Annotated in this window: 12 protein-coding genes and 2 pseudogenes; 3 read left to right on the top strand and 11 right to left on the bottom strand. The window is 64.2% G+C overall.

Features of this window, described 5'->3' with window-relative positions; genetic code table 11:
- Window positions 1-84: 84 nt before the first annotated feature.
- The 8 genes from AWB95_RS14850 to AWB95_RS14885 all read right to left on the bottom strand — a co-directional run bounded on the left by AWB95_RS14850 (window position 85) and on the right by AWB95_RS14885 (window position 8,045).
- Entirely contained in the window at window positions 85-2,859 is a 2,775-nt protein-coding gene (locus AWB95_RS14850) for an MMPL/RND family transporter (RefSeq protein ID WP_062540547.1), read from the bottom strand.
- A gap of 35 nt (window positions 2,860-2,894) precedes the next feature.
- Window positions 2,895-3,293, bottom strand: coding sequence for an MmpS family transport accessory protein (locus AWB95_RS14855; protein ID WP_062540546.1), 399 nt, complete (start codon window positions 3,291-3,293; stop codon window positions 2,895-2,897).
- Window positions 3,294-3,532: 239 nt separating this feature from the next.
- Entirely contained in the window at window positions 3,533-3,958 is a 426-nt protein-coding gene (locus tag AWB95_RS14860; protein ID WP_062540545.1) for a hypothetical protein, read from the bottom strand.
- 68 nt (window positions 3,959-4,026) lie between these two features.
- Complete coding sequence (locus tag AWB95_RS14865) at window positions 4,027-4,914, bottom strand: fructose bisphosphate aldolase (RefSeq protein ID WP_062540544.1); 888 nt, start codon at window positions 4,912-4,914, stop codon at window positions 4,027-4,029.
- Between the two features lie 90 nt (window positions 4,915-5,004).
- On the bottom strand, window positions 5,005-5,652 hold the full coding sequence (locus AWB95_RS14870; protein WP_373280785.1) for a VldE C-terminal domain-containing protein: 648 nt from the start codon (window positions 5,650-5,652) through the stop codon (window positions 5,005-5,007).
- Window positions 5,653-5,757: 105 nt separating this feature from the next.
- Window positions 5,758-6,951, bottom strand: coding sequence for an NAD(P)/FAD-dependent oxidoreductase (locus AWB95_RS14875; RefSeq protein WP_062540542.1), 1,194 nt, complete (start codon window positions 6,949-6,951; stop codon window positions 5,758-5,760).
- A 3-nt stretch (window positions 6,952-6,954) separates the two neighbouring features.
- Window positions 6,955-7,143, bottom strand: coding sequence for a ferredoxin (locus AWB95_RS14880; RefSeq protein ID WP_062540541.1), 189 nt, complete (start codon window positions 7,141-7,143; stop codon window positions 6,955-6,957).
- Entirely contained in the window at window positions 7,140-8,045 is a 906-nt protein-coding gene (locus AWB95_RS14885) for a metal-dependent hydrolase (RefSeq protein ID WP_062540540.1), read from the bottom strand. Before AWB95_RS14885 ends, AWB95_RS14880 begins: the two co-directional genes overlap by 4 nt.
- A 136-nt stretch (window positions 8,046-8,181) precedes the next feature.
- On the opposite strand from AWB95_RS14885, the pseudogene AWB95_RS14890 reads away from it, so the two are divergent.
- Together AWB95_RS14890 and tnpB are read left to right on the top strand one after the other, a co-directional pair.
- Window positions 8,182-8,743 (top strand): annotated as a pseudogene (locus AWB95_RS14890) (IS607 family transposase).
- Window positions 8,743-10,142 (top strand): annotated as a pseudogene (gene tnpB, locus AWB95_RS14895) (IS607 family element RNA-guided endonuclease TnpB). Before AWB95_RS14890 ends, tnpB begins: the two co-directional pseudogenes overlap by 1 nt.
- Window positions 10,143-10,212: 70 nt before the next feature.
- Here tnpB and AWB95_RS14900 read toward each other — a convergent pair.
- The 3 genes from AWB95_RS14900 to AWB95_RS14910 all read right to left on the bottom strand — a co-directional run bounded on the left by AWB95_RS14900 (window position 10,213) and on the right by AWB95_RS14910 (window position 11,456).
- Window positions 10,213-10,479: a YdeI/OmpD-associated family protein gene (locus AWB95_RS14900; protein ID WP_062540539.1), complete on the bottom strand. Its 267-nt coding sequence runs from the start codon at window positions 10,477-10,479 to the stop codon at window positions 10,213-10,215.
- A 76-nt stretch (window positions 10,480-10,555) separates the two neighbouring features.
- Window positions 10,556-10,801, bottom strand: a complete 246-nt coding sequence (gene mbp1, locus AWB95_RS14905) for a microaggregate-binding protein 1 (protein WP_062540538.1) — start codon at window positions 10,799-10,801, stop codon at window positions 10,556-10,558.
- Window positions 10,802-10,922: 121 nt separating this feature from the next.
- The gene (locus AWB95_RS14910) at window positions 10,923-11,456 is read right to left on the bottom strand and encodes a hypothetical protein (RefSeq protein ID WP_062540537.1); all 534 of its coding nucleotides are present in this window, start codon (window positions 11,454-11,456) and stop codon (window positions 10,923-10,925) included.
- Between the two features lie 230 nt (window positions 11,457-11,686).
- On the opposite strand from AWB95_RS14910, the gene AWB95_RS14915 reads away from it, so the two are divergent.
- The gene (locus AWB95_RS14915) at window positions 11,687-12,538 is read left to right on the top strand and encodes a PspA/IM30 family protein (protein ID WP_232315702.1); all 852 of its coding nucleotides are present in this window, start codon (window positions 11,687-11,689) and stop codon (window positions 12,536-12,538) included.
- Window positions 12,539-12,553 lie beyond the last annotated feature (15 nt).

The raw sequence follows: 12,553 nt of genomic DNA on the forward strand, positions 1-12,553 counted from the left end.
TCGCTTTCGCGCGATTGATTCTGCCTACACCACGCAAAAATTCGAGTGGCTCGCCTGGTAGACGCAGGATCAACGCGCGAGAGGTCAGCGCATTGGCAGCGGACGGGAACGCACCAGCGTCGGCCACCAGAACCACGGCCCGAGGATTCGCAGGATGCACGGGACCACGAACGAGCGCACGATCAGCGTGTCGAGCAGCAGGCCGATGCAAACGGTCGAACCCACTTGACCGATGCTGCGCAGATCGCTTGTGAGCATTGCCAGCATCGTGAACGCGAACACCAAACCCGCGGAAGTCACTACGCCCCCGGTACTTCCGAGCGCGCGGATCAGACCCGTATTGAGCCCGGCATGAAGCTCCTCTTTGACACGGACGATCAACAGCAGGTTGTAGTCCGAACCCACGGCCACCAGGATGATGAACGTCAGCGGCAAAACCAGCCAGTGCAGCGGCAGCCCGATCAGGTGTTGCCAGACGAGTATCGACAGCCCGAACGCCCCGGCGTACGAGAAAGCCACGGTGCCGGGAATGACCAAGGCGGCCATCAGACTTCGCGTCAGGAACAACATGATCAAGAAGATCAGCACGAAGGCGGCGATCGCCACGATCAGCAGATCCGACGCGGCGTATTCCTTGATGTCCTTGTCGTTGGATCCAGAGCCGCCGATGTAGACCCTCGCGCCGGCCAGCGACGTCTCTTTCAAGATCGTGGTTATCGCCGTAGGGAACTGCTCGACATGCTGCACGCCTTCAGGACCCATGGCGTTGCCCTCGTGGGTGACGATGAACCGAGCGGCCTTGCCGTCTGGCGACATCAGCAGCTGCATGCCGGTCTTGACGTCGTCGTTGTCGAAACCTTCACGGGGGATGTAGAAGAAGTCGTCGCTGCGGGACCGGTCGAAGTCGAGCCCGACATTGATCAGGTCGTCGAACGTCTGGTCCGTTTGCGTCGACTGCAGCGCCGACTGGCCGTAGCTGCTGACTAAGCGAGCGGCCAACGCCTCCGAGTCGTCAGCGGTGAGTTTCAGCTGCGTGATGACTTGCGGCAGGATCCTGTCCACGGCTTCGAGAGAGGTTCGGGCGTCCTTGATGTCAGCAGCCAGGTGGTCGATGTTGTCGAGCCCGTCGAACAGCGACCTGAACGTCCAGCAGATGGGGATGTCGAAACAGTGCTTCTCCCAATAGAAGTAGCTCTTGATCGGCCGGAAGAAGTCGTCGACGTTCGAGATTTCCTGGTTCATCTCGTCGGTGATCTGTTGTAGATCCTCGACGGTGAGAACCGTGCTGTGCAGCTCGTCGGACATGTTTTGGAAGTAGACGATCTCTTTCCGCAAGACTTCGACGGAGTGCGCCGTGATCTGTGCCTGCTGGTCGGTGTTGGCGTTCTGCTGCTTGTTGAACGGCAGCTGTTGACCGTTGCCGCTGCCCTGCGTGGTGAACAAGTAGGGCAGCGTGGCGTGTTCGAGTGGCCGGCCCAGCGGCCTGGTGATGCTTTGCACCATCGCGACACCGGGAAGACGGATCAGGCTCTTCGCCACCCGGTCCAGTGAGATGAAATCGGCCGAGTTGCGCATGTCGTGATCCGTCTCGATCATCAGCATCTCGGAGAACAGCTTGCTCTTCGGGAAGTGCCGGTCCGCCGCGGCGAAGCCCTGATTGGCGGGTGCGTTGTGCGGCTGGTAGGCACGGTCGTCGTAGTTCTGCCGGTAGGTCGGCACGAAGACCGCCCCGAACATCACGGCAGCGGCGCTCGCCGCGAGGATCGGCACCGGCCAGCGCACCACGCTCGCCCCGATCCGCCGATACAACGTTGCCTTGGCTTTCTGTCTGGGGTCGAACAGCCCGAAGAGGCTGCCCACGGTCAAGATCGCCGGGCCGAGCGTCAGCGCCGCCGCGATGGTGAACAGCATCGAGATCCCAACGGCCGGCCCCATGGTGTGGAAGTAGTTGAGCCGTGCGAATGTCAGGCAGTAGCACGCGCCGGCGATCGTCAACCCCGAGCCGACGATGATCGGCGTGACGCCCTTGTACGCGGTGTAGAAGGCATCCTCCCGGCTTTCGCCGGCCCGTCGCGCCTCGTGATACCGGCCCATCAAGAAGATGCCGTAGTCGGTCCCCGCTCCCAGGGTCAGCGCGACGACGATGTTGACCGCGAACGACGACAGTTCGATGTAACCCAAATGCCCGAGCGTCGCGATAACTCCCTTGGCGACGAGCATCTCGATCAGCACTCCGAGCAGCGGCACCAGCACGTTGCTGAGCGAGCGGTAGACGAGCAGCAGCATGGTGACGATGAGGATGATCGTGACGATCGTGATGTTGTTCAGGCTCGAATTGGCAACAGCCACCGTGTCCGACGCCAGCGGCGCCGCGCCGCTGACATAGACCCGCAGCCCGGGCGGCGCCGGGTCCCTGGCGACGATATCCCTTACGGCGGCAACGGATTGATTCGCTTGCATCTGACCGATATCGCCCGCGAGACGCAGCAGCACGTATGCGGCTTTGCCGTCGACGCTCTGCGCCCCCGCCGCGGTGATCGGCTTGCCCCACAGGTCCATCACGTACTGCACGTGCGTGGGGTCTTGCTTGAGCCGGCGCACCAAGTCGTCGTAGTAGCGGTGGTCCACGTCGCCCAACGGCCGGTTGGCTTCCAACACGAGCATGGTCAAGTTGGTCGAATCGGACTCGTGGAACTTTTCGCCGATACGCAGCAACGCCCGCTGCGACGGCGCGTAATGCGGAACCATCGGGCCCGCGAGTTCTTCGGCGACCCGCTCGACTTGCGGCATGAAGGTGTTCGTCGACACGGCGAGAAGCGCCCAAAAAGCGATGATCGGTATCGCGACGACACGGACCATTCTGGGGAGGAAAGGTCGTCTCGCCCGGTGCTCGCTCACGCGGATTTCACCCTGCACATGACGTGCGCATCCTCGTGGGTATCGGACTGTTCGTCGCGGACAACGCCATTCACCAACATCCGGCAGCCCAGTTGACCGCCGTGAACCTGCGCCGAGATGCTGCCGGAGACCACCGTGAGCGTCGTCGTCTCCGTGTGCGACCAGGGCAACGTGGTCAGGTCGACCTGATGCGGGTGCCCGTCGATGTCCAGGTAGACGAGCATCCCGCCTTCGCCGACGGACCCGAACAACTCATACGTGAGCTGTTTGGGCGTGGTCTGCTCAGGAGCAGCCGGGCCATTGACCGTGATGACGGGCGGGGGAGCGGAGAACTGGTGCACCTTCCACATGCCCACAGCTCCGGCGCCGACCGCAACAACGGCAACCAACGGCATCCAGGCTCGCGCCAAGACGGTCCTGCCGACTGGACGGGGGCTCACTCGATCACCTTTCGAAGTCCGGTCGGGACATCGCCTTCTTCCCCGGCGGCCGCCCTCAGGTCACTGAAGATAGTAGACGGTCATGTGCCCAATTGACATCGTGGAAAGAGTATCGGCCCTGCGGCCGGCATGCGACCGGGGAGGACCGGCGGGCATGCCCGCCCGCCGGTCCCAGCCCGAGAGCCGCGGTCGCGTCAACTCATCTTCTGCAGACGCCGCTTGTACTTGGCGCTGCCGAGAAGCCGAATCGTGAAGTTCGTGGCGGCCAACATGGGGAAGACCCCCAGAAACGTCCGCTCGGACGGGGTCGCTCCATGCAGATGGTAAAGGCTGCCGAACACATAGAAACAGCCCACCATGAACAAAGCGCCGGGGATGCAGAACGCCATGAAGGAGCTGCGATCGGCAACGATTTGCTTCGCATAGTCCAGCTCGTCCCGCGACATGGGTTGGCGTTTGCGGACTTTGGCCATCACCGTTTTCGCGCTCCCGATTTCGTCACTTATCGGAGAAGTCGCTCGATCGCCCAGCCGCTTGACGTATACGCCGGCAACGACGACGAACACCAACGCCAACAGGAGGCTAAGTACGGTCAGGTAACCAAATACACCTGAGCTCACTTTTCGCGCCTCCTTCGCTTCGCCGTCGAACCTAACACCACGCAGCAGGCACGGATTGAAGCCACCAACTAGGTCAGCGAGGCGCGGTAAATCTCGTCGATATTCGAACCGAGTTTCTCGTCGAATTCTTCGTCGGTCTGGTCTACTGTCAGGCCCTCGGTCAAGGCGCGGGAGAAGCTGGCGATCAGCCCGTGACAGCGGGCCAGGATAGTGCAGCTTTCCGCGAGGCTGTAGCCGCCCGACAACGCCACGACGCGCAGGACTCGAGGGTGTTCGATCAGCGGCGCATAGAGGTCGTTCTCGTCGGGCAACGTCAGCTTCAGCATGACCTGCCTGTCTGAGTCAAGCTTGTCGAGCTTCGCCCTAAGCGCCTCTACCAGCAGCGTGTCCGCTTTGGCCTTGTCGGGGCATTTGATGCTCACCTCGGGTTCGAGGATCGGCATGAGCCCGCGTTCGGCGATCTTGTGCCCGTACTCGAACTGCTCGTCGACGATGGCCTTGATCCCGGCTTCGTTCGGCTCGGCGATGAACGAGCGCATCTTGGTGCCGAAGATCCCCTTCTCGACGGCCCGCTCCAACAACGAGTCGAGCTTGGTCATCGGCTTCATCAGCTGTACACCGTATTTGGCGTCGTCGAGCCCTTGGTCGACCTTCACGAATGGCACAATGTGCTTCTGCTTCCACAGAAACGCGGGGGTGTCCTCGCCGCTGATGGCGCGGTCCATAGTCTGCTCGAAAAGGATGGTCGCCAGGATCTTGTCGCCGGTAAAACGGGGACTCGACATGAGCCGCGCACGCATCTGATGGATCAGATCGAACATCTGCTCCTCAGTGTGGTACTTGTCCTCCGAGATCCCGTAGAGCTTCAAGGCCTTGGGCGTGCTGCCGCCGCTTTGGTCCAGTGCGGCGATGAAGCCACGCCCCGACGCCATCAGGTTGCGTTGTTCTTCGTTCACTGCGGTCCTTCCGTCATCACGGATCGTCACCTCTGTGACTACCACTTTCGGATAGGCCCGCAAACCACCACGGCAAGGGTCGGGAGCCGCTCACTGCGGCGGCGCGGGGTTCATCGAGCCGATGTAATACGTTTCGTGCCCGGTCGGGTATCCGCCGCCGTCGGTGGCGATATGGACGTGGTCGTAGTGGTTGAGCGTTTCGTTGCCGTAATCCGCCGTCCAACTGGGCGCGCCGATGCCCGGATAGAACTTCTGCCGCCAAATCACGTGGAGCACCCCCCATCGTTTGGCATTCGCCAAGGCATACCCGGCGATTTGGTTGCCGAGTTCGATGCCGTCAGGAGTGTGGTAGTTCGGGATCATCACGTCGATCGCCAACCCGTTGGGATGCCATTTCAACGCATCCTGTCGATAGCCGCCGATGGTCTTGATCTGCGGAAACAACACGCTGATCGCTCGGGCCGCCCAAATGGTCTTGACCTGCAACCCTTGCTCCGGCGCCACGCCGGCGGGCAGCGCGAGTTGGAAGTTCTGGGCGGTGGCGGGTGCGCTTGCCGCCAGCATGTCGACTTCCGCAGGAGTGGCGATGTGCGGCTTGACCGGATCGTTGGCGTGCGCCGGGGTCGTCGGCGCACTGGGTTTGACTGCCTGAGCCGCCGCCGAACTCCTAGCGCAACACGGAGTCTCGGCGCTTTGGGCGTAGAGCATGCCCGCAGAGACGACGAGCAAGCCGGCCATTGCCAACCAGCGGCCCCGCCCGTTGGCTAACACGTCTTTGCCCACGCAGAGCACTTTAGTGTCCTGCGCGAGACCCCGTGGCAGTCTTAGTTATTAGTCAGTTGTCTAATCCGGTCGCTTGGGCGGAAACTCGGCACGTTTCGCAATCGCGTCGCGATAGGCATGCACCCGATGGGGGACCGTTCCCAGCACGGCGATCGTGCGCCCGTCGCGCCCGTATGCGGCGACGAACTCCCACGCGTCAGGGTCGCCCTCGACGATTTTCAGAGCGTCGTAACTCGTTGGCACACCGAGCATTTGGACTTTGACGTCGTATTGATCGGACCAGAAGTAAGGGACCTCGTCGTAGGCTTCGGCGGCGTCTGGGCCCGCCAACAGAGTCCGAGCGGCGGCTGCGCCCTGTCGCCCGGCGTGATCCCAGTGTTCGATGCGCAGGTGGCGTTCGTACAGCGGATGCCACCAGCGTGCGACGTCACCGGCGGCGACGACATCGGTGCCCCCTTCGGCGGCGCCCGTCGCATCGCAGACCACTCCGTCGTCGACGCGCAATCCGGAGCCGTCCAGCCAGTCGGTCGCAGGCGTCACGCCCAGACCGACGACGACAAGGTCCGCCGGAACCCGCGAACCGTCGGTGAGCCGAACCGCCTCGACCCGCCCGTTACCGAGAAACCCGTCGACGCTCACACCAAGCCGGACGTCGACACCGTGGTCACGATGCAGCTCGGCCCACCGCGGCGCCAGCTCCTTGCCGAGCGCGGCCACCAGCGGGCTGTCGGCCTTTTCGATCAGCACGACGTCGAGCCCTATCGACCGGCACGTCGCGGCCACCTCCGCGCCGATGAATCCACCGCCGACCACTACGACACGGGTCCGCGAGCCGAGTCGCTTTCGGATCGCCAGGCAGTCGTCGACGGTGCGGAGCAGCAACACCCCGTCGGGGACGGGACCACTCGGCCACGGCCGTGGCGCTGCGCCGCTGGCGATCACCAATCCGTCGAATTGCACGGAGAAGTCCTGTTCGGCATCACGCAGGTGGATGGTTCGCGAGGCCAGGTCCAGCTTGAGCGCCGTGACTCCTCTCAGCACGCGCGCGTCGAGTTCGAACTGGGGCGCGAGGTCGATACCCGCCCGGTGCACCTTGCCGCTGAGCAGTTTCTTCGACAGCGGCGGACGGTGGTAGGGCGCATGCCGTTCGGCGCCCACGATGGTGAGGGCACCGTCGTAGCCCTCCTGCCGCAGCGATTCGGCCGCCCGGGTTCCGGCCACACCGGCGCCGACGACCACCACCTGTCTGAGCATCAATCAGTCCTCCACTGTGATTGCCTGGGTCGGACAGGACACTTCGGCGGCTTTCACCTGCCCGCGCAGTTCGGGCCGCGGCTTTTCCTGGAGCAGATGAAGGCCGTCTTCTCGCACGTCGAACACTTCGTGGCACAAGCTCATGCACACGCCGTTGCCGTCGCAGGTGTCCAGGTCCACGAAAACCTTCATCGCAGCGCGGCCTTTCCTGCTCGCTCGCGGGCGGCCTTGGCTGCCGGCGAGTACTCCAGGTAAGCGACCGCCATTTCCGTGCACGCCTCGGGACCCGGATGATGACCGGGCCGCAGATACCGAAATGGCAGCGTCACCAAGATGTTCCACGGGCCGGGTAGCCGGTATTGGCGGGCCGCCCGCAGCCAGTCCCGCCAGCGCCACTTCTGGTCGACGGTCGGGTCATGCGCCATCAGGTAGCGCGCCCCGGCGATCCACCAACCCACAAACCCCGGCGCAGTCATCAGCATCGAGGCCGCCCTGATCAGATAACTCCCGCACACGTTCTGATACACGTCGAAGACCAGTGAGCGGTGCTCGACCTCCTCGGCGCCGTGCCAGCGCAGCAAGTCCAGCATCACCGGGTCGGCGCCGGCGTAATCCAGGCCCCGGTTCTGCAATACCCATTGCCCCAGCACCGCGGTGAAATGTTCCAGCGCGGCCACATCGGCCAACCGCCGATACAGCCACCACCGCTTCAGCGTCGGCGGGAAGAAACTCGGCGGATCGCCCAGCGTGATCGACAGCGCCCGTCGGAGCCGATCGGTGTACGGCGTGGTGTCGATGCCCTGCTCGGCGAGATGGTCGAGCACGACCTGGTGCGCCCAGGCATGCCACGATTCCTGCTGGATGAACGGTTTGATCGCCGCCTCGAGGTCCGGGTCGTCGACCAGTGACGACGCCTCGAGCACCGCCTTGATGAAATGCCGCTCGCCCTCGGGGAGCAGCAGGTGCAACACGTTGATCATGTGTGTCGAGAAGGGGTCGCCGGGCACCCAGTGCAGCGGGGTGTTTTCCCAGTCGAAGCGCACCATCCGGCGATACTTCGGGTGTCCGTCGTGGTGAAGTTCGACCTCCGGCATGAAAAGCTCCTCCCGCGTTCGGGCTAATCCGGAACAACTGTTCACCGAACCGCGTACCCACGCGGGCGGCCGACTATGCATTCACTCGTGGCGGCGCAGGAACCCGTGCAGAATCGCCTGGACCAATTCCTCCACGATCGCGTCGCGGGAGGGCGGCGCGGAGTCGGTTGAGGTGAACCGGCATACGGCTTATCGCTGGTTTCGGGAGGGGACGTTGCCGGCTGATTTTGGTGCACACGACACCGGCCGGCGAGGGTGCGGCGGGCGGCGTGCTGATCTATGCCGGGGTGTCCAGTCAGGATCAGTGCGCCGATTTGGACCGCCAGGTGGGCCGGTTGACGGCGTGGGTGACCGAGCAGGATCTGAGGGTTTGGCAGGTCGTTACCGAGGTCGGGTCGGGCCTGGATGGCAAACGTCCGAACTTGCGCCGGATCTTGTCGGACCCAGGTGTGAAAGTCATTGTCGTGGAGCGTCGGGATCGACTGGCGCGCTTCGGGGTTGAGCACCTGGAAGCGGCGTTGTCGGCGCAGGGTCGCCGGATCGTGGTGGCTGATCGGGGTGAGACCACAGATGATCTGCTGCCGGACATGATCGAAGTCCTCACCTCGATATGTGCGCGACTGTACGGTCGCCGCGGTGCACGCAACCGCGCCATGCGCGCGGTGACGGCCACCAAGCAGGAACCGGTGGGGGCCTGATGATCGTCGGGATGCGCACCCGTGCCGAAGCGGAGACGGTTGCTGGGCTTACCGGTGGTCTGCAGTTGCCGGCCAAGCCGAGACTCGATGGCACCCGGTCATTGTCGCGGTATGTCGACGTCGGTGCTGATTTGGAGGTGCCCGGACATGAATCGGTGGGCTGGGATCTCGGGTCGCTGCGCAAGGCGTGGAACCACGCCAAAGAGGAGGTGGCGCCATGGTGGGCGGTCAACTCCAAAGAGGCCTACAGTGCGGGGCTGGCCGATCTTGCTCAGGCACTGACCAACTGGAGCGCCAGCCGCAACGGGACACGGCAGGGCCGGCGGGTGGGTTTCCCACGGTTCCGATCCGCGCGCCGTGATCCCGGTCGGGTGCGGTTCACCACCGGAACCATGCGCCTGGAGTCCGATCGACGCACTATCACGGTTCCCGTCATCGGCGGCCTGGGCGCGAAAGAGAACACCCGGCGCGTTCAACGCCATGTCGCCTCGGGGCGGGCCCGGATCCCGAATATGACGCTGTCGCAACGATGGGGCCGGTTGTTCGTCGCGATCGGCTACGCACTGCGTACCCCCGACACAGTAAGAACTCCGACGCAACCCACCGTGCGCGCCGGGGTCGACCTCGGTGTGCCCACACTAGCCACCGTGGCAACGCGCGACAGTGTCACCGGCGCCGAAACCCTTATCGAATACCCGAATCCAGCCCCGCTCAAGGCGACACTTGCCGCTCGCCGCAGGGCTGGTCGTGAACTTTCCGCCGTATCCCCGGATCCCACGGGTATCGGGCAGCGAAAACCAAGCTGACCCGCCTGGACCGGCGGTGCGTGCACCTGCGGCGGGAAGCTGCCCACCAACTCAGCACCGAGTTGGCGAACACCTACGGTCAGGTCGTGATCGAAGACCTCGACGTGGCCGCGATGAAACGCAGTATAGGTCGGCGAGCGTTTCGGTGGTCGATCTCTGATGCCGCCATGGGGTTGATTACGCCGATGCTGGCGTACAAGACCGTGCGGCACGGCAGCACCCTGATCGTGGCGGATCGCTGGTTTGCCTCCAGCCAAATCCACCACGGCTGCACCGAACCCGACGGCACACCGTGCCGCCTGAAAGGCAAAGGACTTATCGACAAACACCTCGTCTGCCCGCAGACAGGTGAAGCGATCGATCGGGACCGTAACGCTACTTTGAATCTCCGTGACTGGCCGGAATCTGCCAGTTGTGGTCCAGTCGGGACCACGGCCCCATCGGCACCCGGGCCAACCACACCGGTGGTTGGTACAGGCCATGGCGCGGACACCGGAACATGCGGTGCCGGCGGAGCATCCGTAAGACCCCGCACACGCGGGGCCGGACGCGGTGAGGCCAAAACCCCAACCCCGCAAGGGGACGCCGCATGAGCGTGCAACCAAAACACACTCAACGGCAACGGTGGGCGCAGCTACCCGTCAAGACGAAGTAGCGCCATCTCTATTTGCCGGTCCGCTCGCGGTGCTTGCACCCGGGCCAGCAGCATGGCCTGCGCATCCCTTCTTCCAATTCTTCCTGGGTCCGGCGGATTCGGCGCTCACGAGTCTTCTGCTGCTTGGCATCCTCGACCCAGCAGATGAACTCGTTGCGCGCCAACGGCGTGATGTCCTTCCAGGCGGCCAGTGCTGTGGCGTTGCCGCTCAGAGCCTTGCGCAGATCGGCCGGCAACTCGTGCACTACTCCACCGGGAATTTGCTTGCTGGCCACGAGATCAGGGTAACGGTGCCTCAGACAAGAGAACGGGCCCAGCGGACTATCCGGCTGGGCCCATTCCACCGATGTGTCAGTCGTTGTCCTGGTTGGCCTTTTGGCGCTCTTCTGCGGCCTTCGCGCTGCCGCGTGCCGCTTCGGCTTCGGCTTCCTTCTTCGCCGCGTTGCGCTGTGCCTCGGCCTTGTCCTGCTGGGCCTTGGCTTCTTTGACCAGCTCCTCGTTGCCGGTCACCTCGCCGACGGCTTCCTTGGCCAGCCCCTTGGCGCCTTCGACGACGCCCCTGATGGCCTCTCCGGGCCCGCTCTTCTCCTCTGCCACGTCTCCTCCTAATTTCTAGGGCAATGGCATTGCCCCGCCTAGGCGGTCTTTGTTCCCACGGCGTCGTCACGGCAAACCCACCAGGCGGTGATCGAAGTCACAAGCGCGGGCGAAACGCGCGTCAGCCTGCGTCGTTGGAAACGAGCGCCGCATTCCAGATATTGACGGGCGCTGGTTCTTGATGTCCGGGGGAGGGCACGCCGCCAAGGGCAGCGATCAGGTCCCGGACCTTTGCCGCTTCGTCCTGCGTGGGGATTTCCCCGGCCTCGAGATCGTCGACCAGCTCGGCCCGCAGCCCCTTGCCGTTGGCTACTTCCTGGGCGGACAACTTCGCACGGATGCGCGCGGCATACAGTTGCTGGCCCAAGCTCGATCCCGGCGCGGCGGCGGCGCGGGTCATCAGCTCGTCGTAGCGCCGACGGACATCGCTGAGCGCCATGATGACCATCGGCGAGGACCTGCTGCGGCCTGCCGCTTCGGTCAGCGCCGCCCGCAGCTTGCGCATGCCGGACAACACGACACCCGCGCGCTTGTGAAACGTCTTGTCGGTCGGCGACGGCAAAGCCTCGATCGCAGCCGCATGCATGTGGATCGCAGCCTCGGAAAGGCTGACGATGACGGACGATTCACCTTCGTGTGGCGCGGGTTGTCCCACGGTCCCTCAATTCTTCAGTGGTCAATTCCACAGCGGTGCAATTGAGGTTAGCGGTCCGCGCGCACGGCGTACACCACGAGCGGCGGTCCCGGGAGGGGCCGAGCGATGTCGCCGTAACCGCGCGGCTCTAGTCTGAACCCGCATTGCCGGACTGCTCGGGCGGACAGGAGGCCAAGGTGCCCGGACTAGCGCAATCTGCCCCACCCGCCGGGCCCCCACAGCCTGGCGAGGTGAACGGCTCGGCGCGCCCGACACCACGAGCCGAGCCGCCTCAGCGCGGGTTCGGCGGGCTCGGTTTCGGCTGGCTGGCCTGCGGCACCGTCGGTGCCGTGGCCATCGCGTGGTTCATCTTTCTCGGTCCCGGCGAGAGCGGATCCAAGGCCGAGTGGTTCTTCGGCGCCGTGGTCTTCGCCGTCGTCCTGGTATCGCTGTGGCAGACCGTCACGATCCAGCGTCAGGCGTCGCAAAAAGTGGCCGAAGCCACCGAACAACTCCGGCGGGAGCTTGTGGCGGCCGAGGAGCGGTCGGCGCGTGAAGTCGCCATCACGCGCCGGCTGCACCAGGAGGAGATGGAAGCCAAGCAGTCCTTGCATCGCGCCGAGATGGAGGCTCAACGCGAGTTGGCCCGCGTCGAGCGCATGCACCTGCTCAAGCGGCTACAGAAGCAGGCGACGATCGAGGTGTCGCGCGCCGTCGGCGCGCACACCCAGATGTTGGCGACACTGTGGAACGAGGCGGCGAGGCTGCTGCGCATCGAGGACCGCGACGAGCGCGAGCTGGCAATGAACCCGATCTTCGAGCAGATCGGCCAAGTGGTGAACGACTTTTCGATCGAGCTCGCCAACGCGCATCTGCTGATCGAGGACGACCACCTGCACCACGCGCTCGACCGGGTCAACGAGGCGGCGGTGATGGCGGTTCAGGTAGCACAGGACATCCACACAGCCGTCATCGAAGGTCATGTGCCCGAACCGAACCCGATCCCCCCGGTGCAACGGCTCATGCACGCCAGAGCAGCGGACGCGCGGCGTCTGGCCTGGGAGTTGCTGCGAACGAGCCTCGACGACAACGCGCAGCGCTAGCGTTGTCGGTGATGG

It is taken from the genome of Mycobacterium celatum (genome assembly GCF_002101595.1).
In the GTDB taxonomy this organism is placed as follows: Bacteria; Actinomycetota; Actinomycetes; order Mycobacteriales; family Mycobacteriaceae; genus Mycobacterium; species Mycobacterium celatum.